This is a genomic window from Niallia circulans, from assembly GCF_007273535.1.
GTDB lineage: Bacteria > Bacillota > Bacilli > Bacillales > Cytobacillaceae > Niallia > Niallia circulans_B.
Genome location: NZ_RIBP01000004.1, coordinates 1,960,690 through 1,984,579, shown reverse-complemented (window position 1 = coordinate 1,984,579; position 23,890 = coordinate 1,960,690). Strand labels below are relative to the sequence as shown.

Sequence of the window (23,890 nt, the reverse complement as noted above, 5' to 3'; positions counted from 1 at the left end):
ATTTCCTTATTAATCATCTACTAACATTCATTTTTATCCTTGCAATTAGGCCTCTGCCCTATCTTTTCGTTTTGCGTGATTAGATTGTGAAAACAGCTTTGTTTTTGACAATGAATAAAGTGTTAATGCACTCCAAATGAATACAAAGGATAATAGATGTGTCGAGGTAAATGGCTCATCATAAACAAATACACCTAAAATTAATGTTAAGGTAGGTGTCATGTACTGAATGAAGCCAAGCATCGACAGCGGTATTCTTTGGGCGCCTTTAGCGAAAAAGAGGAGCGGTATAGCTGTCAACACACCAGATATCATCAGCAGCACATCCATACCTGAAGATCCTGCTAGAAAGGCATGATCTCCCTTTACAAATAAATAAACTATGTAAAGGAGGGCAATTGGTGTAATGAACATCGTTTCTAAAGTGAGTCCTATTTCGGAATCTATGGAGATAAGTTTTTTCGCCAAGCCATACAAACCAAAGGTAAATGCTAAAGATAATGCAATCCATGGAAAGCTTCCATGAGAAATCGTCAAGATTAGTACTCCGATAGCTGCTAATCCGACTGAGACATACTGGACTTTCGTTAACTTTTCCTTTAATACAAACATACCGAGCATAACGCTGACCAATGGATTAATATAATAGCCAAGACTTGTTTCAATAATTTGATTGGCATTCACTGCCCAAATATAAATAAACCAGTTGCAGCTTACTAGCACAGAGGCGATAAACAGCATAAAACCTTGTTTTTTATTTGTTTTAAAGCTGTATAGCACTTGCCCCAGCTTCTTCCACTTTCTTGTTATAGTCACAAGCAAAACCATAAATACAAAAGACCATAAAACACGATTTGCCAGAATTTCATCGGCGCCAACACCTTGCAGGTTCTTCCAATAAATAGGGAACAAACCCCAAATCAAGTATGCAAATACGGCATACAATATCCCTGTTTTCGTCTCATTATCTTTCATCTTTATCTCTTCTTTCTATTTTCGAAATATTTCATATTATAATTCTATTCGCGATATTTCACAACCCGAACTTTTTAAAAAAAGAAAGAGATTAGGCTGTTCCCTAATCTCGAATTACTTTTATTTTTCATAGACAACTTCACTTGCAATAATTGTTTTTGATACTTTTACGTTCTGGATATCACGGTGATTTATCACAAACAGATCTTGATCAAGCACAGTAAAGTCAGCAAGGTATCCTTTTTCGATGATGCCCCTGTCCTTCTCATGACAAATAGCATAGGCACTCCCTTTTGTATATAAGCTCACTGCCTCATATACAGATAAAGCTTGCTCAGGCATATATCCAGCGCCGCTTAAATCCTCATCGTTTGTTCTTAATACGGCTGAATAGATGCCTGCAAGTGGATCTGCAGACTCAATTGGTGCATCTGAACCGCCGGCACAATGAAGTCCTTCTGCAAGTAATGTTTTCCATGCATAGCAATATTGCATATTATCCTTACCAAGGCGATCATACACCCATGGAAAATCAGAAGTAACAAAGCTTGGTTGAATATCCAGTATGAGTGGAAGTCCCTTTAAGCGCTCGATTAAGTCTGCACGAAGCATTGTCGCATGGATAAGCCTGTCTCTGCCATATCCCTTTAATGGATGCTTTTCAATTGCCTTAAGAACCATATCAAAGGCCTCATCACCAATAGCATGCACCGCTACTGGCATATTGTTGTCTCTTGCCTGCTTCACTAGCTCATCTAACTGGGTTTGCGTAAATATGCAGACACCTTGTGTAGACGGATCATCGGCATAGGGTCTGCTTAAAAATGCTGTCCGTCCGCCAAAGGCGCCATCCGCAAATATTTTCATAGCACCAAGCTCCACCCAAGCTCCACCAGATTGGTAGGCAGTTTGAGGTGCTGCTGTTATCATTTCAGCGAATACGCGATGATGGACAAGCAGATGTGTGCGAAACAAAAGACCTTCCTCTTCAATTACCTGCTTGAAGGCCTGATGTGTTCCTTCATATCCGTGATAGTAAAATAAATCCTCTGTATGAGCTCCAGTTAAACCAAGTCTATAGGCATCCTTAATTCCTCTACGCAACGCATTCTTTACATATTCATGGCTTTTTTCTGGGATGGCATTTGTAATAAGCTCTTGCGCCTTGTCCTTTAATACACCTGTGAGTGCTCCCGTTCCGTCTTTTTCAATCACCCCGCCAAACGGTTCTGCTGTATCGCTTGTTACTTTTGCCTGCTCCAAAGCTTTTGTATTAACAGCAATTGCATGCTTGCAGATTCTGTCCAAAACAATTGGATTATGCGGGACTACGTTGTCCAATTCTTCTTTTGTAAATGGTGTTCTATCATCCCAGAGGTTTTCATTCCAGCCTCCGCCAAGTATCCATTCCCCATCTGCTGTTTTTTCTGCAGATTTCTTAATAAGAGATAGTGCTTCTTGCTTGGAGGTGCATGCTGAAAGATCTAAGCGAATCAGTCTTTCTCCATGACCGATTAAATGCATATGGCTGTCGACAAAGCCTGGCAGCATAACTCCGCCCTTCAAATGAACGCGGTCAGTCAACTCCTTGCCATATTTTCTTTCCAGTTCCTTTACACTTCCATAATCCATGATGTGTGAGCCATTTGCATAAACAGCGTCAACCGTTTCTCCCTCTTGTCTCATTGTGTATATTGTTCCACCATAAAATAACGTTCCCATTTTTTCCTCCTAAATAAATAAGCAGCTATGTATATATTTCGCATACATGCTGCCTATTCCTTCAGTTATATAGACAATTGTTTGAAAACCGAAAGATGCTAATAATCCAGTTTATCCATACTAAGAACAAGTTATCCTTTGTTTTTTAATTCATTATCCCTTAGCTCGACTCTTCTTGTTTTTCCTGAAGCCGTTTTAGGAAGTTCATTAATAAATTCAATTTTACGCGGATACTTATACGGAGCAGTTGCATTTTTGACATGTGTTTGCAATTCCTTGACTAAGCCATCTGTCCCTTCAATTCCGTCACGCAGCACGATAAATGCTTTAACTACATTCCCTCTGATAGAATCAGGACTTGCGACAACAGCACACTCCTTTACTGCTGGATGCTTAACAAGAGCATCTTCTACCTCAAACGGGCCTATTGTATAGCCAGAACTGATAATGATATCATCACTTCTACCTTCAAACCAGAAATAGCCGTCTTCATCCTTTTTCGCTCTGTCACCTGTAACGTAGTAGTCACCTCTGAACTGCTGTTTCGTTCGTTCAGGCTCTTTAAAGTATTCCTTGAATAGGGCCGGTGTGTCTTTATGTACAGCAATATCGCCGACTTCTCCAACTGCACACGGGCTTCCATCCTCATCGACTATTTCGACAATATTGCCTGGTGTTGGCTTGCCCATTGAGCCTGGTCTGAGGGAAACTCCTTTTGTAATGCCAAGCAGCAACGTATTTTCGGTTTGTCCATATCCATCACGAACATCCAAATTGAAATGCTCCTTGAATACGTCAATTACTTCCCTATTAAGCGGTTCTCCTGCTGACACAGCACTTCTTAAGCTTGGAAGCTTGAAACTACCTATCTCCTCTACTTTTGCCATTAGGCGATACTCTGTAGGAGTACAGCACAGCACATTGATTTCATAGTCTTCAAGCAGCTGCAAGTATTTATGAGCGTCAAACTTGCCATGATAAACAAAGCCTATTGCTCCAGAACCAAGTACAGAAAGAAGCGGACTCCATACCCATTTCTGCCAGCCAGGTCCTGCAGTTGCCCACACTAAGTCTCCTTCTTCAATACAAAGCCAGTTTGGCGCAGCAGTTCTAAGATGGGCATATGCCCATGCATGTGTATGTACAACACCTTTTGGGTTTCCAGTAGTGCCTGAAGTGTACGAGATAAAGGCAGTATCTGACTTATTCGTTTGTGTCAATTCCAGTTCAGCTGAAGAGTTATCTGTAGCCTTATCTAAATACTCCCAGCCATCAGCTTCCTTACCAATGACGAATCGCTTCAGATTACTTACCTCTTCTACCTTATTAAGTTCGTCCAAATATGGATGATAGCTGATAACACCCTTTACTTCACCGTGTGTAATTCTATATTGCAAATCTTTTGCTCGCAGCATTTCAGAGCTCGGAAGGATAGTCAAACCTAATTTAAGTGCAGCTATGTAAACTTGGTATGCTTCAATTAGCCTTGGTACAATGACTAATACAACATCCCCTTTTTTAAGACCTGCAGCTTTAAAGACATTTCCCACTTTATTTGCTTGCTGCAAAAGGTGGCTGTATGTAATTTCCTGCTTATCTCCATTTTCATTTTCCCAGCGCAATGCAAGTCTTTCTTTGTTTTGCGCAAACTTCTCGATCTCGGAAACAAAGTTGTATATTTCCGGAGCCAATAATTCTTCCCGACTCATATCATTTCCCCCTAGTAATTAGGCTATAAAAAATTCTTATGTCATTATACTACTAACTCTCTGATTTTTAAAATATTTCATTTTCAAAGCCTGGAGCATACAAAAAAGAGATGAGGCAATCGCCTCATCTCTTACGCCATATTATTTATTATTTTTGGTATCCGCCAAATTGCTGTTCAGCCATTTGAACTAGACGTTTTGTGATTTCACCACCAACAGAACCGTTAGCGCGAGCAGTTGTTTCTGCACCTAAGTTAACGCCAAATTCTGAAGCGATTTCGTATTTCATTTGTTCAAGAGCTTGTTCAGCTCCTGGTACTACTAAGTTGTTGCTGCTGTTGTTGTTTGCCATGTGTATCACCTCCTTGTTGATAATAGAATGTGTAATACACATGGACTTCATTCATTTTAATTTTTGGTAATTGTTCACAATAATTTCATAAACAGCTTATTTGTAGTTCTACTATTAAAATAAACTGTCCGTTAAGCTGTTATTTTCTTGTTTACCAGTTAATATGATTGTTTCTACTTTGTCGACAGCCTCTTTAATCATTGGCTCAAAATCAACAAAGCTCTCGTAAAACTCCACCTTTTCTTTCTTCGGTTTTGTTTTTGGAGAAGCAGGCACAAATACTGTACAGCAATCTTCATACGGTCTAATAGAAATATCATATGTTCCAATTTGCTTCGCAATATCTACAATATCGCCTTTGTCAGATGTAACTAATGGGCGAATAATAGGTGTGCTCGTGACAGCATTAATTGCGTACATGCTTTCAAGAGTCTGGCTTGCAACCTGACCAAGGCTTTCCCCTGTAATGATTGCTAATGCTTCTTGTCTTCTTCTTATCTCATCAGTTATGCGCAGCATCAATCTTCTTGTTGCAGTCATCGTATAGTTTTCTGGAATTTGCTTATGAATTAACTGCTGAATTTCTGTAAACGGCACGATGTGAAGAACAAACCGTCCATTCATAGAAGCAAGAACATTACCGATGTCGACTACCTTTTGCTTCGCTCTTTCACTAGTAAACGGAGGACTAAAGAAGTGAACTCCCTCCAATTCAAGCCCCCTCTTCATGGACAAGTAACCTGCAACAGGACTGTCTAGCCCGCCTGACAGCATAAGTACCGCTTTTCCGCTAGCCCCTGTCGGTAATCCGCCTGCACCAGCAAAGTTTTCGCTCGATAGATAAACAGCTTCACTTCTTACTTCAACCTGCAGTGTAATATCTGGATTTTTGACATCCACCTTAATACCTGGGACATTCTTAAGAATATGAGAACCAAAAAAGTGATTCAGTTCATTTGTATCAAGCGAAAAGGTTTTGTCCGATCTGCGCGCACTCACTTTAAACGTATTTCCATCCTTATAGATAGAAGTGACAAGCTCTAATGCTGCATCTTTCAGCACTTCTAAATCTCTTTCCACCTTAATAGCAGGACTAAAGGACTGTATTCCAAATATGTTTTTCAAAGAATCAACGACAGCACCTGCTTCATTCCCATTAAGAACGACATACATACGATCCCGCTGTCCGTCTATTTTAATTCCTGAAAAGCTGCTTAATGCCTCTGCAATAGAGTTTCTTAATTTATCAACGAATTTCTTTCTATTTTTTCCTTTAGTAGAAAGCTCACCATAACGTATTAATATACGATCATATTTCATTTATTCATAACTCCTCTTAGCCAATGGATAGTTTCCTTTAATACAGCCATCGCTTCTTCCAGCTCTTGTTTATTATTCTCATAAGCTAAACTAATTCGAAAAGAGCTTTCTGCAATATGTTCAGGCACACCCATTGCCAATAATGTTTTACTTACTGTGTTTGTCTTTGATGAACACGCGCTTGTTGTCGAAATAAAGATACCTTTTTCTTCAAGTGCATGAATAAGTACCTCAGCCTTAATCCCTTCTGCCGAAAAATTAATAATCTGCGGTACACTGTGAAGCGGAGAATGGACTATTGTTTCGTCCATGCTTTCCAATTGTTTACGGATAAACGTATTAAGCTCCTGCATTTTACTATAATGCATTTTGTAGTTTTCCATCTGCATTCTTAAAGCTTTAGCTGTAGACACGGCCCCTGCCACATTTTCAGTCCCGCTGCGCATATTACGCTCTTGTCCTCCGCCAGCAAGCAAAGGGGACAGTAGCAGACCTTCTTTTGCATACAAAATACCATTACCCTTTAAGCCATGAAATTTATGGGCAGACATTGTATATAAATCTATATGAAGATTCTTAAATGAAAGAGGTGTTTTCCCAATAGCTTGGACACCGTCCACATGAAAAAGAATCTTTGGATATTGTTGTAATAGCTCACCAACTGCAGCAATGTCCTGGATTGCTCCCGTTTCATTATTGACATGCATAATCGATACTAAGATAGTATCATTTTGTATATGTTTTTTTATATCATCGACAGCTACGAAGCCTTGTTCATCAACTGGAAGATAGGTAATAGTGAAACCATCTTGCTCAAGCTGCTCCATCACCCGTTTTATGGAATCATGCTCAATTCTTGTCGTGATGATATGTTTTCCTCTCGTCTTATAAAAGCTTGAAACTCCTTTTAAAGCCATATTGTTTCCTTCTGTCCCGCCAGAAGTGAAGTATATTTCGCTAGGTTTAACCTCTAAGATTGCGGCAATTTGTGCCCTCGCTTGCATTAAAAGCTTTTCTGCTTCCATCCCCATCCGATGGATGGAAGAGGGATTACCAAAGTAGTTTGCTGCAACTGCTGTATATGATTCAATCACTTCTGGAAACGGCTTCGTTGTAGCACTATTATCTAAATATATCATAAGCCCCTCCTAAATAAGAACTCCAGCACTTTATGGTATCATAGTAAGCATTATTTGAAAATATAGTAGAGCTATGCCCCTACTTAAAATTGGTGGCGCAATCTGCCTGCAAAAAAAAGATAGCCTTGCAAGGCTATCTTTTTATCACTTCAATTCCTTTTCTCGCAAATCAGTAACCCATGCTTCCATCCTTTGGATGCTGCCAGGTTCGATTTCTTCAACAGCTGCTGCCGCATGCTCTAATGCTTCTTTATATCTGTACTTACGGAATAGCATTTCTGCTTCTCCAAGTGAATTTTCCACCTGTGGGTATTTACGACGGTATCTGTTTCCGTATTGAATAACCTTCTCTGCCAGTAGCACTGTTTCAACCAGTTCCTCTGTGCCATTCACCAGCGCTATTGTTACTTGCTCTGCATGATCAGCCAAATGCTGAACTGTCGGCATGTCTAGCGGTGCTTCCTGCAGCACGTCTTTTAACTTGGCGATTGCTTCCTGTGTCTCTTGTGCCAGTTCGTTATATTCAGATGTAACACCTGGCAAGTTACTGTTAGCCACCATCCTCATCGCATTGGCCATTTGTTTGGAGAGCTCAGTCATTTTTTCTTGTGCAATAACTTCATCTTTTCGTAAAGCATGGAGCTTATCAAACAGCTCTTCCTGTTCCTTTGATGCACTCTCCAGCTGTTGTTTGAGACTTTTTAGTTCTTCACTCAAAATAGTATGTGCAGCAGACTCTGTTAAAAGCTTATGCTCAAGCACTTCATATTGTTTATATAACAGCTTCAAACGTTTATCGAGCTTAAATTGCAGCTCAAGATCCTCATCATTCAAATTATAGCTTCGTTGCAGCAAAGAAACCTCCTCTTGAAGACGAGCATTGCCAGCCTTAATGTCATCCAGAATTGCTTTTGCTGGATCTAAATTCTTATTCCAGTAGTTCCTTGCCATCACTTCTTTTTCAAGCAAGTCATATAAAAGATCTAATTTCTCCTGTATTTCTGCTATGACAGCCTGAACCTGCTCTAGCTTGCCATCATTAAGCAACTCCTTGCTTTGTTCTAACTCTTCTTCAATTTCCGCCACTTCTGCTTCAAGCTGAATATGTTCGAGAATAAAGCCTTGTTCGAGCATATCTGCATAGCCTTCCTTCAAATTGTTAAGCTGTTCTGGAAGCTTTGCTTGACACTCAATCAATAATGGAGGAATATTTTCAATTAAGTAGCGAATATCTTCTGTAAGCTTTTCAATCGCATGAATAATCTCGCGAGCTTCCAAATAATCACCATTATCTGTTTTTTCCTCGTATTCTTTTAACTTAACAGCAGTTTCCTGCAGCATCTCTTCAATTTTGCTTTCTGTATCTCCAAATGTGTGTCTGTGTGCGAGCAATGTTTTTTTGCTCTCCCGGTAAGATTCTTTCAAAGCATCAATTTCAGTTCTGTTTTTTTCCTCACTGCCGATTAAATTATTAAGCTCCTCAAGCATTGTCTCAATGCTGCGTTCCATTGATTCCAATTTAATACGAATGCCTTTTTGCAGTTCCTTTGCTTTTCTAAACTTATATTTATCTATAGATTCTTCCGTATCAAACAAAAGCTCTTCTAGTTCAGGCAGCTGGTCTGCGACAATTCCATCCCAATCAGCGCGCCATTTTTCAAAAAGCTCTTCCGTTTGCCCTATCATATTAAGCTTTTTTACCTTAGAAAGCTCAGACAAGACCGGCCGATTCATAATATCGATTTTCCAGCTTTCAAGCTCATCTACAATCCCGTAATATTTTCTTCTAATAAAATATCCTGCTGCAAATAGGCAGATCAAAATACCTACTACTCCGATTATGTAATTCATTTGAAGCCCCCTGTTCCTACACCGACCAAATTTATTTCAACATACATACAATATGTAAAGGTTATATATTTGTATTTATGATACCATGTAAACGACAATTTTTGACTAATATTTTATTTTTTTTTAAGAAAAATTGTTATTATCCTATCCACTGATTTCTTACGTGAATGTACGTAAGACAAACATTATTGCTTGTAGCGAACCAATTTGGACAATATCCCCCTCTTTTAAAGCTATTTAATACGGTAATTTTACCTTTACATACAAAAGGATGCCCGTATTTCAAACGAGAAAATGTATAATGAGTTATAGCATATTGTATAGGAGGATACTCATGTATAAAAGAGATGGTCATATACATACTCCATTTTGTCCGCATGGGACAAATGATGGATTAAAGGAGTATATAAAAAGGGCAATAGACTTAGGATTTGAGGAAATAACCTTCACAGAGCATGCACCATTACCACTTGGATTTGAAGATACTGCTCCTACAAAGGACAGCAGTATGACTACAGAGCAGCTGCTAACCTATTTTGATGAAGTCCAAACTGTAAAGGATCTTTTTCAACGCGAACTGAAAATCAATCTCGGCCTTGAGATCGATTATATTGAGGGTTATGAGGATGGAACTAAAGAGTTTTTACAAAAGTGGGGACATCTCTTGAATGATAGTGTTTTAAGTGTGCATTTTTTAAAAAACCCTTTAGAAAAGTATGATTGTCTTGACTATAGCTCCGATTTATTCGGCGAAATGATCAGTCTCTATGGCAATGTTGACCGCATTTATGAATGCTATTTTCAAACAGTTTCAAAATCAATTTCTGCCGATTTAGGACCATACAAACCGACAAGAATTGGCCATATGACACTTGTTCATAAGTTTCAAAAACAATACCCGCCCATTCAGGATTTTTCTAATAAAATCCTAGAGTTACTTCACCAAGTCAAAAGTGCTGGGTATGAGTTGGATTATAATGCAGCTGGGTTATATAAACCTTTATGCGAGGAGACATATCCACCCCAGTGGGCTGTGAAAAAAGCATTGAGCTTGCAAATTCCACTTGTATATGGTTCAGATGCCCATCAAGCGAAGGATATGGGGCAAGGGCTGCATCTACTAGCTGGAAACCGTTAAGCTGTATGAACGGCAAAGCACTTCATCAATCCATCTATTTATTTCCATTAAATATTTTTTAATAAAGTATGCTTCATTTAAATATATATGGAGCACTTCTTGGATATAAGAAGCATTAAGAAAAGGCATAGTAAGAAAACTTTTTAATTGAATCATGCTGTACTGGACAGATTGTTTGGCAAATTCCTTCTTTTCTATGCCTTCTTCCAATATGCTTATAAGATAATATCGCTCCTTTACATAGTAAGTAGACATAATTTCTCTGACGACTTGGGAATCAATGGAAACTTCTCGAAGCACAAATCTTGTCAGTTGTAGGTTTTGCCATTGAAATTCAATAATTTCTCGAACAACATGCTTCAGTTTATCAGTTATGCTTTTAAAATCACGGCGGCTAGCTGCCTCTAATACCTCCATGTAATTCTCGAAATAAGTAGTAAAGCAATGCTCCAGCAAACCATGCTTGCCATTAAAATAATAAGAGATATTCGCTATATTAACTTTCGCATGTCCGGCAATATCCCTTATGGAGGTCCCATAATAACCATTCCTGTTAAATAACGTAATTGCAGATTCGACAATTGCTTCCTTTGAATTTTTTTTCATCTTAAGAATCGCCTCGTTTCTCTTGCTATTCATGATAAAATATGTTTGAATAATAATTATTTTCGTGCAGCATAAAACAATGAAGGAAAGAAAAGACTCTATATACTTTTCTTGATAATACTGGCTAATCCTTTAAAAGAAAGTCGACAAAACTTTCATAGGTTCGCTCTTAAACTGCTAAAATAATGACAATAATTGAAGGAAGTTAGGTGATTTGCTTGTTTAACGTCGAAACTTACAACGGCAATCGGGAAAAGCAATATGAATTAGTGGTAAAACAACTTAAGGCTCTTCTTGAAGGCGAATCAAATACAATAGCTAACTTATCAAATGCAGCGGCTCTTTTAAATCAATTTTTGGACCGCGTGAATTGGGTAGGTTTTTATTTGACAGAAGGAACTGAGCTAGTTCTTGGGCCGTTCCAAGGTTTGCCAGCATGTGTACGCATTCCTTTCGGAAGAGGCGTTTGCGGTACATCTGCCAAAAACTTAGAAACAGTATTAGTCGAGGATGTTCATCAATTCCCAGGACATATCGCATGTGATGCAGCCTCACAATCAGAAATAGTTGTGCCATTAGTGAAGGAAGACGGCACATTACTTGGTGTTCTTGATATTGATTCACCTGAAAAGGCCCGCTTTGATGAAACAGATAGGAAATACTTAGAAATTTTCGTCTCCACATTGATGGAATATGTAAAATAATGCTTAAACAAAAACACCTCGAAACTTTTCGAGGTGTTTTTGTTTTATTCAAATATAAAGCTTTCAACTAGTACGAAAGGCATCTTGGACAACAACCCGATCCTTTCCAGTCTCTTTCGCAATATACAATGCTTTGTCTGCCCGCTTAAAGATGGAGTGATAATTTTCTTTATTATTTCTCATCCAATAAGACACACCACAGGAAATGGTTACAGGAGGTACCGAGCTTTCCCGAACTTTTTCAACAAGCCTTTCAGCAATGAAAACACCGACTTGGAGAGGAACTCTTGGCAAATAGATTGCAAGCTCCTCACCACCCCATCGTGCTCCTATATCTGTTGCTCTTATGTTTTCCATAATAATATTGGCAACCTGAATGATAATCTCGTCACCAACTTGATGTCCATACGTATCATTCACTGCCTTGAAATTATCAATATCAATTAAAATAAAGGTGCCCTCTGCATCCTCAACAAGCGATCTTTCCAGCTTTTCATCTAGGAAGCTCCTCGAATAGAGTTTTGTCAGATGGTCTGTAACCACCATCTTCTCTAATTCCTCTCTTAGCATGGAATTTGTCAGGGCCAACGTAGAGTGATGAATAAGAGATTGCAGCAATTTAAAGGTATCAAAAGAAAAATGATACGGCAATTGATGCATTACAATCGCAAACCCCTTCAAAACACCCGTTTGCATCATCGGCACAGCCATGATTGATTTGTAAGCAGCATCCTCTTCAGAAGGCATACTGAAATCGCCTAAAAACAACGAATCCTTTTCTTGTTTGATCTTCTCTTTAAAATAATGGATATACGTCTCAGCAGCCTTTGTGCAGAAAAAATCAGTGCTGCCGTTTAATACAGTCAATGAGTTCGTCTCAGAGGAAAACAGGATGAAACCAACCTCCTCGGCCCCAAAGCTCATTGAAATGCGGTTTGACATATATGTCATCATTTCCGTAAGCCTTAAATTCGAGTTTAATCGATGGGAAGCCTCATTAATGAGCTGTAAATCAGACACTAGCTTTTTTGATTGCTGATAAAGCTGGGCGTTTTCCAAAGCACCACCAGCTGTATTGGCCAGCAGGGTAATGAATTCGACTTCTTTTTTTGGAAATTTAACCGAATTCTTAGCGATAACTTGCAAAACCCCATATACACCTTGCTTTCCTTTTAAAGGAGCATACAAGATGGAATTTCTGCTTTCTTTCACATACTCGAACTGAATCTCTCCAGTTACATAGGCTTCCATTGCAGCAAGGTTTTCACTGTCGTATTCTAAATCCTTGATCGGCAAATCGCCATGCGTGTTATTATCATGGGACAACAAAAGATAATAGCCAAGAGATGGATAAATATCCTTCAATGTATTGATAATTGCCCGCAATACTCCTTCTGTATCCATGGAAGAGTGGAATGTTTCAGTAACTTTAAAGAGCTTTTTATATCTTTTTTCTTCCGCAACAATTTCAAGCAAGTCCTGAACCTTAATTATATAGAAACTAAATTCCTCACTAATAAGCTTATAAAGACAATCGGTACCAATTTGATTACTCACTTGCGCAGATTCATCTAATTGGACAACAAAAAAATTATAAAAACCATCTTTGTTTTTCAACGGGATCAGCAAATCATAATGTTCTAATGTGTTAATGCCAATTGGCTTTCTAGAAACTTCCTTACTTAACAGCTTATTTTTCATTTCCGTTGTATACGGAAGAATGGCTGCTGTCGAATAAGGGTTTGTTGATGCTTCTGCAGCCCATTCATCGTTCCACTCATTCGCACTGTAATAGGTAACTTCAGAGGCATGCAAGAAGTTTTTAATAATATACAGCATTTCTCGCAAAATTAACTCATAATTAAAAGTTTTACTATCTATATCAAAGAGATCGAAGAACCGACTTTTTAGATTTACTATTGATTGGTGGTCGAGCTTATCCATCTATTATCACCTATTCATCTAACTATTCATTCTATTTTCCCCATGTTACCATTAAGATATTGCTTATATACCTTCTAAAGCCATCTTACAAACGTGATAAGGAGAAAAGACTCATGGCTTTTATAACATACAACAAAAAAAACGGACACTTTCGTCTAAGTCGAAAGTAGGATTTTTCACATTTAAATTATCGGACAATTCTCATAGTAAATTAAAACAATTATATCACATGGCGCTGGAATAAGAATACAGCAGTTAAAAATTTTCCTTATTATGAATAGGTAAATTTCTACTAGGATAGAATTTTGCAATCTATACTTGCTTTTTCATTGGTAAAATCATATAATACTCTTTGTGTAAAATATTGCAGCATATGCAAATCACTTTCTTGTTTTAGTTTGTTCCTCAAAACACGTTTTGATGGTGTATTGTGTAACCCTTAGCTGCTAGGGCGAAGGTACATGAAGACAAAATAAACATAAAGGCTAGTTGCATCTGTTTTTATTTTACCAAAATAAAAACATGAAGGAGGAGTCATCAATGGCTCGTTATACAGGTCCAAGTTGGAAACTTTCTCGTCGTCTTGGGATTTCTTTAAGCGGTACTGGCAAAGAGTTAGATAAACGCCCTTACGCTCCAGGACAACATGGTCCAAACCAACGCAAAAAATTATCAGAATACGGTTTACAATTACAGGAAAAGCAAAAATTACGTCATATGTATGGTGTAAATGAGCGTCAATTCCGTAATTTATTCGATATTGCTGGCAAAATGAAAGGTAAACACGGTGAAAACTTCATGGCGCTTCTAGAATCTCGCCTTGATAACGTTGTTTATCGTTTAGGTCTTGCTCGCACACGTCGTCAAGCACGTCAGCTTGTTAACCACGGTCACGTTATCGTTGATGGTGGACGCGTAGATATCCCATCATACCGTCTAAAAGCAGGTCAAACAATCACATTGCGTGATAAATCACGTAATCTTGATATTGTTAAAGAAGCAGTTGAAGTGAACAACTTCGTACCTGATTTCTTGACTTTCGATGCTGATAAATTAGAAGGTACATTCACTCGTTTACCAGAACGTTCTGAATTGCCAGCTGAAATTAACGAAGCTCTTATCGTTGAGTTCTACTCTCGTTAATAGATTTGCTTTGTTAATAAAGCATTACCAAACCCTAGAAACCGCGTTATACCAACGCTTTCTGGGGTTTTTTTATTTAGTTTGCTTTGTAAATCAACTTATTATCCAGTATTTATTCTGCCATACTTATAAGAATCACTTTGATGAAATTTCTTCCCTTGCTTACTCTCCTTCAGTGCTTGACACAAAGAACCTTCAAAAAAAATCCTTTTCCACCTAAACAATCCATGTAAACTAATTATTTTAAACAATTTTTCTTAGCTCCAATTCACTAAGATTATTAATTATATTGAAAACACGAAAACTAAATTTTTGGTATAGCTGTGTTAAGTGGAACTGATATTGGTGTTAACTTTATTATATAAAAGTAATCATGATACAATTTACATGTAGTCAGCGGAAACTGATTACATGACTCGGTTTATGCAATAATGTGTACTTTAATAAATACACAATAAATTCTATCAAAGAATCGAGATTGAACCTTCACAACTTTTGTGAAGGTCTTTCTTTGCATTTTTCACTTGTATCGGTCCTTTTATCAGTTTCATAAACATATCCCTCTACCTTTAAAAATAAAAGCTGAGCAAAACAGCGTCATGACAGTGATAATTTAAACCTTCAAAGTTCGTTTACAAAAATACACGTTTATTCCTTGTGAATCCGGCTATAAGTCTTATATGGAGCAAAGGTGTTTTAGCGATCCCCGACTTCTCACCGTTTTCCTTTGCTCCGCTTCCATAAAAAAAAGACCCCCCTCAGGTCTTCTGTATTTCTATTATTTTATCAAGCCTATCGCAATAGTCTCTATTAATGTCCTTACAGAAGCATCTCTTTTTTTGATGGCTTTCATCATTGTTACAAGCTTCCTTATCTCATCCTTCGACTGATCTTCTATAAGTCGCTCAATGAGCTCTGTACTTTTTATTCTCCTAGCTCCACCTTTAGCAGGCACTCTAAAATCACTTTCCCACCTTAAAGTATTTATAACATAAGCTTTGTCTAAATCATATAATGTCATCAATTTATCGCTGTTATTTCTAATAAGTGCTTGCAATTTCCATCTTCCTTCTATCTTTATTTTCGATATTGCCGATTTCTATGAAGCATTGTTCCATGTCGAAACAACATCTGTATATTCATTAAATTATCCAATCTTTTACTAAGTAAAATGGTTTCTTCAGAAGTAAAGCCTTTTGTCATTCCCGTTGAAATCATATTTTCCCTCAGCTTTTCGATTTGCTCATTCAAATGAATGGTCATATGTAGTTTGCCCCTTTAGTAATTTTCACAGATATATATATTACCAAGGGGAAACGGATACAAAGAAGATTTATATTTCTTCTTTTATCGACAATATACAACAAATTTTACCAAATTATTTTACTTAAGTTTAGTTAATTCTGTACAATTAGTAGTAAAGAACCATAAAAATATTCATTTTTAGTTCTTTACTACTATATCCTGTTTATTTTAATATACAAAAAGAAGGCATGGATTTATACTCCTCAGCCTTCTTTTTTGTCTGAATAATTCTACTTGTCAGTTTTTTCTTTATCTGCAGCATTTTCGGTTAAACCATCAACCGTGCCTTCCATATAAGTATCAGAAGTTTGTTCGTGTGTCTCAGCAAGTCCTTTTGAGACACTCTCTGTACTTTTATAATCATCTGAATTATAGATTTTTCCTGCGATTGGAGTACCATTTGTTTTTGCCATTTCTTTTTTCCTCCTAAAGCCGCTTTCGGCATGTATTCTATCATACAAATCATATTTTGCATGGATTTAACAAATACATGCAGGAAATTAACGTGTTACAAGTAATTACCATCGATTACAGAAATAACGCTTTATATGCCTGGAAGGCAAAATAGAGTCCAAAGCCAATCATAGAGATGGAAGATACCACGGAAATAATATAAAGCATATTAGAATGAAGCAGTCTTCTCGCAACTCCAGAGATAAGCGCCATTGTTAAATCCCATAATAATATTCCTGAGATAATCGCTAAGCTGCTTAAAATGAAGGCTTTATTAGAAAAGCTGTCAGCTGATTTTGCCATAACAGAGCCATAAATACCAAGCCAGAACAAAATCGTTAATGGATTAGAAATTGACATCAAAAAGCCAGAAAAAAAGGACTTAAACAGCGAATTGTCCTGTTTTTTCCGTTCTAAAATATTAATTTTTGCTGAAGTAATTAAGCTTTCAATCCCCGTATAGGTTAGAACGAAAAAACCGAACAAATACAAAAAGGTTTTCATAAATGGTGTGTTAATGAAATGGCTGATCCCCAAGTACACCATCAACATATAGATAACATCTGCGATCAATGCTCCAATACCAAAAATCCACGCATGAAAGAAGCCATTCCGTATCCCCTTGTCCAATTGCGCTGCATTAACAGGACCAACAGGTGCAGCCAAAGATACACCTAATAATATATATGGAATAAAAGTAACCATAAATCCCTCCGCATATGTATGTTTGTTTCTAGTCTATTCAGCGGAGGGGACTTGTACGACAAAAATTTATTTCCCTAAAGAGAATCCAGCTATCCCCATAAAAAACTCCTTGGACAAAATGTCCAAGGAGTTTTGTGTCAATTAGTATTGAATTAAGAAATATTTTTTCTTTCCTCTTCTTATAACAGTATACTGGTCTTCAATGCGGTCCTCTGTTCCAAGAACATAGTCCAGCTCTTGTTTACGTTCACCATTAATGTACACAGCACCATTAGTGATGTCCTCGCGAGCCTGCCTTTTAGATGAGACAATCCCTGCTGCTACTAATAGATCAACTAGGACAGCATCACCCTCTTCATGCTTGTATGTCGGTACATCCTTGAAGCCTTGCTTAATCTCAGACGCAGTCAGATTTTTAATTTCTCCGCTGAATAGTGCTTCTGTTATTTTCAAAGCCTGTTCTAATGCTGCTTCCCCGTGAATCATTTTTGTCATTTCTTCACCAAGGGCCTTTTGTGCTTTACGTAAATGTGCCTCTTCTTTGAGAGATGTTTCTAATGCTTCAATTGCTTCTTTTGACAAGAACGTAAAGAATTTTAAGTATTTGATAACATCAGCATCTGCTGTGTTAATCCAGAACTGGTAGAATTCATATGGTGTTGTTTTTTCTGGGTCAAGCCATATAGCGCCGCTTTCAGTTTTACCGAACTTTGTTCCATCTGCTTTTGTAACAAGCGGAATTGTCAGTCCATATGCCTTTGCGCCTTCTGTATTGTTTTTACGGATAAGCTCAAGGCCTGTCGTAATATTTCCCCATTGATCACTTCCGCCAATTTGCAGCTTACAGTTATGGTTATCGTATAGATGTAAGAAGTCCAGTGCCTGTAGAATTGTATACGTAAATTCTGTGAAAGAAATGCCTGTTTCTAATCGGGAAGAAATGGTGTCTTTAGCCAGCATATAATTAATGCCGATATGCTTGCCGTAATCTCTTAAAAATGTAACGATATCCATCTTTCCAGCCCAGTCATAGTTGTTAACCATTTCTGCACCATTTTCACCGTCGAAATCAAAAATTTTCTCTAGTTGTTTTTGCAAGCATCTAACATTATGTCCGATTGCATCTAATGTTTGCAGATTTCTTTCTTCGCTTTTTCCACTTGGATCTCCAATCAAACCTGTTGCTCCGCCGACAAGCACGATTGGTGTATGTCCTGCATTTTGAAAACGTCTCAATGTTAAAAATGGCAGTAAATGACCAATATGCATGCTGTCTGCAGTCGGGTCTACGCCACAGTATAAGCTGATTTTTGTATTAGCTAATACGTCCTTCAAGCCTGCTTCATCTGTCTGCTGGTAAACAATACCTCTCCATTGTAAATCCTCTAATAAATTCACGATAATTCCTCCATTCGTATTCCTTTGCAACTGATTCTTCATTCTTGCTAGCTTATATCCTTTTAAGCATAAAAAAGCCCCTGCATATACATGCAGGGACGCAAAAAGCGCGGTACCACCCTAATTGAGAGACAAGTCTCTCCACTTAAAAAAGATAACGGTTTATAACCGTCTGCTGCTACTTGCCTTTTTATTTACGGCTTTCCCAACAGAAGCTTCGGGAGGTAATTCATCCTTTTATTTATGCCATTTCACACCAACCAATGGCTCTCTTAATATAGTGATAAAAGAACTACTTATTCCCTTCAACGCAATAACGAATCAATATTAGTTTGAGTTATTTTTACCATAAAAGAGCTTAGCATGTCAAATGCTTTTGCGAAAAAGGTTGGAAATTATCGAACATTGCTCATATAGCCCATAGCTTTATGCTATAATGTATGTGATTTTAGGGGGAATGATACCATATGAATGAAAGGCCGAAGTGGAAAAACTATCTCCATGGTTTCCTAAGCTTCTTCACCAATAAAAAAACCGTCAAAAGGGCTCGAATCACTTACGAAGTCTCTTGGAATATTATTCTGATATTCATTATCTTGTTAATTGTCGGCGGTGCTTTTGCTGGAGGAATCGGCGCAGGCTATTTTGCATCCCTTGTAAAGGAAGAACCAATAAGATCATACAAGACAATGCAAAAGGACATCTACAATTATGAAGAAACGTCCGAGCTGTATTTTGCCGATAATGTGTATTTAGGAAAACTGCCGACAGATTTAGAAAGAGAAGAAGTAAAAATTAAGGATGTCTCGCCATATTTAGTAGATGCGATCGTTTCGACAGAGGATGAGAACTTCTACAAACATGATGGTGTAGTTCCTAAAGCGATTATGAGGGCATTATTCCAGGAGGTTTCCAACAGCTCCACACAGTCTGGGGGAAGCACTTTAACACAGCAGTTAATCAAAAACCAGATTTTGACGAATGAAGTATCCTTTGAAAGAAAAGCAAAGGAAATTCTCCTAGCTTTAAGGCTTGAAAAATTCTTCTCAAAAGAAGAGATTCTCGAAGCATATTTAAATGTATCGACATTTGGCAGAAACTCATCTGGGAGAAATATTGCCGGTGTTCAAGCAGCTGCACAGGGTATTTTTGGTGTGGAGGCGAAGCATCTTACATTGCCGCAATCAGCCTTTATTGCTGGCCTGCCGCAAAGTCCATTTGGCTACACTCCATTCACACAGGATGGCACGGTCAAAGAAAATCTCGAGCCTGGCTTAGAACGAATGAAAACAGTTCTTGCTAGAATGTACAATCAACACAAAATCTCAAAAGAAGATTATGACAAAGCAGCAGCATATGACATAACAAAGGATTTTGCGAGTCCTGTTGCAAGCCCAATTGAAAAATACCCTTGGGTTACCTATGAAATCGAAAATAGAGCGACACAAATTATTGCTGAAATGCTTGCAAAAGAAGATGGCTATTCTGCGAAGGATTTAGAAGAGGATGAGGTTCTTGAAGATCAGTACTCAGAACTTGCCGATCGCCAAATCCATCAAAACGGCTATCAAATTCACAGCACCATTAATAAAAAGATGTATGATAAATTCACAGAAGTAGTAGCTAAATACCCGTATTTTGGACCTGATAAACCGCAAACTGTCACAGACAGTGAAACTGGTGAAAAGAAAACCATTATGGAGCCTGTAGAAACAGGTGCAATCCTGATTGACAATAAATCAGGTGCTATTATCAGCTTTGTCGGCGGAAGAGACTATGGACGAGAAGCAACAAATCATAGTACAAGCCCAAGACCGAACGGCTCAACCATGAAGCCGCTGCTAGTTTATGGGCCTGCCATTGAACTGGGAACACTATCACCTGGAACAGTCCTGCCGGATGTTCCGCTTGCACTTGACCCAGCAAGACCTGGTACCATCTGGCCGAATAACTATGACTTCCAATTTCACGGTCTTGTAACAGCCAGGGTTGCTATGGCTAAATCATATAACGTTCCTGCGGTTAAAGCTTATGCGCAGATTCTGCCGCAAAAGCCAGCTAATTATCTCGAAAAAATGGGCTTCACCACATTGACGGATGGTGATTATACGCACAGATCAACATCTATCGGTGGCCTGACAAACGGAGTCTCTGTTGAGGAAAATACGAATGCTTTTGCTACATTTGCAAATGGCGGAAACTTTGTTGATGCCTATATGATTGACAAAATTGTCGATAAAGACGGCAAAGTCATCTACAAGCATAAAACAGAAAAAGTGAAGGTGTTCAGCCCGCAAACATCTTATTTGACTATTGATATGATGCGGGATGTTATTAATCAAGGAACAGCACAAGCTGTTAAAGGCCGCTTGAAGTTCAGCTCAGACTGGGCTGGAAAAACAGGTACGACACAGGACTTTAAAGACTCCTGGTTTGTTGCAACAAACCCGAATGTCTCCTTTGGTGTTTGGACAGGGTATGATACACCTAAATCACTCGTAAGCTCCGGCACGATGAGCTACAGCATGCGTAACAACTATTTATGGGCAGATTTAATGAATGCTGCTTACGATGTAGATTCGAAGCTTGTTGACCCGTCTGAAAGCTTCTCGATGCCAGGTGGCATTGTCAGAAGGTCTGTTTGCTCACTTTCTGGCTTGCTTGCCTCAGAAGGCTGTTCAAAAGCAGGACTTGTCACAACAGATTTATTCAAATCAAGTGCTGTGCCTAATAAGACAGATGACAGCATCGTCACTGGAAAATATGTGCAGATTGGCAATACAAAATACATGGCATTAGACTCCACTCCAAGCGAATTCGCTGAAACAGGAGTCATATTAAATCCTGATTATATTGAAAAGCTGTTTGGTATTAAAGTATCTGATCCAAGTGACTTAATCCGTAATAATACAGCACTAAAAAATGTCATTGTCCCGTCCAATAAAATAAGTGACAACGGCAAGGCACCAGCTGCACCTAAGATCAGCAATAGCGGAAGCAACATCGCTTGGTCTAAATCAGGTGAAAAAGATGTTATCGGCTACCGTGTATATCAAAACGGTAAAAAGGTTGCGAGCATTAAGGCGAGTGACACTCTTCTCTATAAAGCAGGCAGCGGATCTTATGTTGTCAAAGCAGTAGATATCGCCGGAAAAGAATCCTCTAGCTCCAATAAGATTGAAGTAGCTAGCAAACAGAGCAGCAAGGCAAAAGAGGACGACAAAAAAGCGAATAAAACAACTGCTAAAAAAACAGAAGAAAATAAAGTGGAAGCATCAGAGAAAAAAAAGCAAGAAAACAATGATTCAGATAATAAAAAAGAAGACTCTAGTGCAGAAAACAAAGAAGAAAAAACCGATAATACTTGATATAGCAGCAAAAAGACGTTCCGTTAAAACGGAACGTCTTTTTTATTTTGATACAGTGATATACTTCGCAGATACATAGCCTGTCTTCGAACCATATTTCACTTTATACCATGAACCTCGCTGTGCAAGAATGACGACTGTCTGCTTGTTCTTTAGTCTTGTGACAACCTTTGACGCTGTGGTTGCCTTTTCTCTCATATTAAGCACAGTTGCTTTAACACTGCCCTTTTTCTCTTTAGCAGGCTTTTGAATCGAAAACTTTTGCATAATCGTCTTCTTAAATCCATCTGCATTTTCAGCTGTCATTTCAGCTGTATATGTGCCATTTCCCACCTTGCTTATATTCCAATCAAAGATAAGCGTCCCAGATTTTACTGTTTTATTTTTTGCCAGTGTTGAAATAATTTTGCCTTTTGAATCTTTAATAGCAATTGTCATTTTTCCAGACTTATTAATTTTCATAGATAGCTTACTGATATTTTTTTTATAATCTGAGCTTGCTTTAAAGGTTGAGATAACAGGTGCAGCTGTATCTTTTTTGGCAGGTACTGCGATTTTAACAGGTGCTTCTGTATTATTTTTGTCCTGTGATGGAGTTACAGGTACTTCTGTATCCTTTTTCACAGTTGTATTTTCTTGTAAAGAGTTTGCTACACCACTATATTCCTTCACCAGAGTAGATGCTGGGAAATAGAATTGTAATATTTGTTGATAACTTTGTCCAGCATCTGCTCTGTTTCTAGCACCGTATTGGCTAAGACCAACACCGTGACCATTTCCTCTTCCTTGGATATAGATGCTTCCAGTTTCTACTTTAGAAACATCTACTAAATAACTTGGCATTTTGTCGATACCAACCATTGCTCGAATTCTCGATGCTGCTGTGTCATTAAGCACAAGTGTTTTCTTTTCGATAGCCTTTTCATTTGTCTTAACTAGATAGTCTATATTCACATTTCCTTTTGACACTCTTCCTCCTGAGGATAAAGAAGATACGTTAAGCTCGAGCTTAGAGATTTTCATAATTTTTACTGTGTTTACATCATTAATATAGCCTTCATTTTTCAGCCATGTTTTCATATTTTTTAAAACTTGATTATCTGCATCCGCTTCCTTCTGAGTAACCCACCATGAATTCGCATCATTTAAATCAAGCGATTCTGGAAGCTGCTGTTGCTTTAGTTGAATAGCCCAAGGAAATTTGTCCTTAGTCGCAGGATTAAAATCAAAGGCATCCTCTGCAACGACAAAATAAGGCAATGCCGTTCCTCCCCAAACATTGCTGTTAACTTCTGTTTTGCCTCCATTGCTTGCCGAAAACACTGCATCTATTAAGCTATTATTATATTTCAGAACCATTCCTGACGTTTGTTGTATTGCTGTATCACTGCGTGGATGGATTCCGACAATACCGCCGTATACTTGTTTCGCAATTGTATCGACCATATTGGCATCATTTTTATGCTTTAACGCATATGTTCTTGCGGCAACTGTTTGAGCTTTAAGTGCCTCCATGCTCCATAGTGCCGGCATTTCTTGAGGAACAACTCCTCTTAAATATGTTTCTACATCCACTTTATTAATTGGACGAATATATATATTATTTGATTTCGTGTCTTTTTCCATTACAAACTGGAAAGAACCATAATAACCACGGTCATTAATAGCAAGATTTCCATCTGTTTGTACTGGTGTTGCACTTATACTCGTTTCCTTTTCCATTAAAACCTGTCCACTTTTTGTTGCCAGCTTTAACGTACTGTTAATTATGCTCATTATAGCCTCTGTACCTTTGCTGACCTTAATGCCATTTGTAAGTGTGTAATCCCCATTAAATACAACCGTGATAGATGATGTATTGCCAAGATAATTGACAAGCCTCACTTCTATCATTGGAAGGGAGTCCGCCTTCAAAGTCTGAGGAAGTGCAGAAAGAATAACTGCAAAAATGAGCATAATGGACATTAGTTTTTTCATGTATTTCCCCCTAGAAACAAATCTATCTTTCTATATCTATAAAATTTAGTAATGTAATATCTGTCATACAAATTTATTTTA

At 38.1% G+C, this 23,890-nt stretch carries 19 protein-coding genes and 1 other annotated feature; of the genes, 4 read left to right on the top strand and 15 right to left on the bottom strand.

From position 1 onward, the window contains the following. Positions 1 to 45: 45 nt before the first annotated feature. The 7 genes from rarD to ezrA form a co-directional block, all read right to left on the bottom strand. Entirely contained in the window at positions 46 to 975 is a 930-nt protein-coding gene (gene rarD / locus CEQ21_RS17690) for an EamA family transporter RarD (protein ID WP_185765654.1), read from the bottom strand. 120 nt (positions 976 to 1,095) lie between these two features. Beyond that, complete coding sequence (locus tag CEQ21_RS17685) at positions 1,096 to 2,697, bottom strand: amidohydrolase (RefSeq protein WP_185765653.1); 1,602 nt, start codon at positions 2,695 to 2,697, stop codon at positions 1,096 to 1,098. A gap of 131 nt (positions 2,698 to 2,828) precedes the next feature. Next, positions 2,829 to 4,406 carry an acyl-CoA synthetase MbcS gene (gene mbcS / locus CEQ21_RS17680; RefSeq protein ID WP_185765652.1) on the bottom strand — a complete coding sequence of 526 codons (1,578 nt, stop codon included), beginning with the start codon at positions 4,404 to 4,406 and terminating at the stop codon, positions 2,829 to 2,831. A 148-nt stretch (positions 4,407 to 4,554) separates the two neighbouring features. Next, positions 4,555 to 4,758 carry an alpha/beta-type small acid-soluble spore protein gene (locus tag CEQ21_RS17675; protein ID WP_127737003.1) on the bottom strand — a complete coding sequence of 68 codons (204 nt, stop codon included), beginning with the start codon at positions 4,756 to 4,758 and terminating at the stop codon, positions 4,555 to 4,557. A gap of 114 nt (positions 4,759 to 4,872) precedes the next feature. Continuing rightward, positions 4,873 to 6,078 carry a tRNA uracil 4-sulfurtransferase ThiI gene (gene thiI / locus CEQ21_RS17670; RefSeq protein WP_185765651.1) on the bottom strand — a complete coding sequence of 402 codons (1,206 nt, stop codon included), beginning with the start codon at positions 6,076 to 6,078 and terminating at the stop codon, positions 4,873 to 4,875. Further along, positions 6,075 to 7,217, bottom strand: coding sequence for a cysteine desulfurase family protein (locus tag CEQ21_RS17665; RefSeq protein ID WP_185765650.1), 1,143 nt, complete (start codon positions 7,215 to 7,217; stop codon positions 6,075 to 6,077). The genes thiI and CEQ21_RS17665 overlap by 4 nt, the downstream gene beginning before the upstream one ends. 144 nt (positions 7,218 to 7,361) lie before the next feature. After that, complete coding sequence (gene ezrA / locus CEQ21_RS17660; protein WP_185765649.1) at positions 7,362 to 9,068, bottom strand: septation ring formation regulator EzrA; 1,707 nt, start codon at positions 9,066 to 9,068, stop codon at positions 7,362 to 7,364. A gap of 334 nt (positions 9,069 to 9,402) precedes the next feature. Here ezrA and hisJ point away from each other — a divergent pair, with 334 nt between their 5' ends. Further along, complete coding sequence (hisJ, locus tag CEQ21_RS17655; RefSeq protein WP_185765648.1) at positions 9,403 to 10,206, top strand: histidinol-phosphatase HisJ; 804 nt, start codon at positions 9,403 to 9,405, stop codon at positions 10,204 to 10,206. Here hisJ and refZ read toward each other — a convergent pair. Continuing rightward, complete coding sequence (refZ, locus tag CEQ21_RS17650) at positions 10,189 to 10,812, bottom strand: forespore capture DNA-binding protein RefZ (protein ID WP_185765647.1); 624 nt, start codon at positions 10,810 to 10,812, stop codon at positions 10,189 to 10,191. The two genes, hisJ and refZ, sit on opposite strands and share 18 nt — an antisense overlap. 218 nt (positions 10,813 to 11,030) lie before the next feature. On the opposite strand from refZ, the gene CEQ21_RS17645 reads away from it, so the two are divergent. Then, complete coding sequence (locus CEQ21_RS17645; RefSeq protein ID WP_185765646.1) at positions 11,031 to 11,516, top strand: GAF domain-containing protein; 486 nt, start codon at positions 11,031 to 11,033, stop codon at positions 11,514 to 11,516. 63 nt (positions 11,517 to 11,579) lie between these two features. Here the strand turns inward: CEQ21_RS17645 and CEQ21_RS17640 are convergent, their stop codons facing one another. Beyond that, positions 11,580 to 13,460, bottom strand: coding sequence for a sensor domain-containing diguanylate cyclase (locus CEQ21_RS17640; protein WP_185765645.1), 1,881 nt, complete (start codon positions 13,458 to 13,460; stop codon positions 11,580 to 11,582). A 540-nt stretch (positions 13,461 to 14,000) separates the two neighbouring features. Between CEQ21_RS17640 and rpsD the strand changes: the two genes are divergently transcribed. After that, positions 14,001 to 14,603, top strand: coding sequence for a 30S ribosomal protein S4 (gene rpsD / locus CEQ21_RS17635; RefSeq protein WP_185765644.1), 603 nt, complete (start codon positions 14,001 to 14,003; stop codon positions 14,601 to 14,603). Between the two features lie 778 nt (positions 14,604 to 15,381). Here the strand turns inward: rpsD and CEQ21_RS17630 are convergent. The 5 genes from CEQ21_RS17630 to tyrS form a co-directional block, all read right to left on the bottom strand. Continuing rightward, a complete protein-coding gene (locus CEQ21_RS17630; RefSeq protein ID WP_185765643.1) occupies positions 15,382 to 15,660 on the bottom strand; it encodes a hypothetical protein in 279 nt (92 codons plus the stop codon). 20 nt (positions 15,661 to 15,680) lie between these two features. Then, positions 15,681 to 15,866: an aspartyl-phosphate phosphatase Spo0E family protein gene (locus tag CEQ21_RS17625; protein WP_185765642.1), complete on the bottom strand. Its 186-nt coding sequence runs from the start codon at positions 15,864 to 15,866 to the stop codon at positions 15,681 to 15,683. Between the two features lie 272 nt (positions 15,867 to 16,138). Beyond that, positions 16,139 to 16,321, bottom strand: a complete 183-nt coding sequence (locus CEQ21_RS17620) for a YozQ family protein (protein ID WP_185765641.1) — start codon at positions 16,319 to 16,321, stop codon at positions 16,139 to 16,141. Positions 16,322 to 16,436: 115 nt separating this feature from the next. Next, on the bottom strand, positions 16,437 to 17,066 hold the full coding sequence (locus CEQ21_RS17615) for a LysE family transporter (RefSeq protein ID WP_185765640.1): 630 nt from the start codon (positions 17,064 to 17,066) through the stop codon (positions 16,437 to 16,439). Positions 17,067 to 17,207: 141 nt separating this feature from the next. Beyond that, the gene (gene tyrS, locus CEQ21_RS17610) at positions 17,208 to 18,464 is read right to left on the bottom strand and encodes a tyrosine--tRNA ligase (RefSeq protein ID WP_185765639.1); all 1,257 of its coding nucleotides are present in this window, start codon (positions 18,462 to 18,464) and stop codon (positions 17,208 to 17,210) included. 91 nt (positions 18,465 to 18,555) lie between these two features. After that, positions 18,556 to 18,782 (bottom strand) — a binding site (T-box leader). Between the two features lie 149 nt (positions 18,783 to 18,931). On the opposite strand from tyrS, the gene CEQ21_RS17605 reads away from it, so the two are divergent. After that, positions 18,932 to 21,832, top strand: coding sequence for a transglycosylase domain-containing protein (locus CEQ21_RS17605; RefSeq protein WP_185765638.1), 2,901 nt, complete (start codon positions 18,932 to 18,934; stop codon positions 21,830 to 21,832). Between the two features lie 42 nt (positions 21,833 to 21,874). On the opposite strand, the gene CEQ21_RS17600 is transcribed toward CEQ21_RS17605, so the two are convergent. Next, on the bottom strand, positions 21,875 to 23,809 hold the full coding sequence (locus CEQ21_RS17600) for a SpoIID/LytB domain-containing protein (RefSeq protein WP_185765637.1): 1,935 nt from the start codon (positions 23,807 to 23,809) through the stop codon (positions 21,875 to 21,877). Between the last annotated feature and the right edge of the window lie 81 nt (positions 23,810 to 23,890).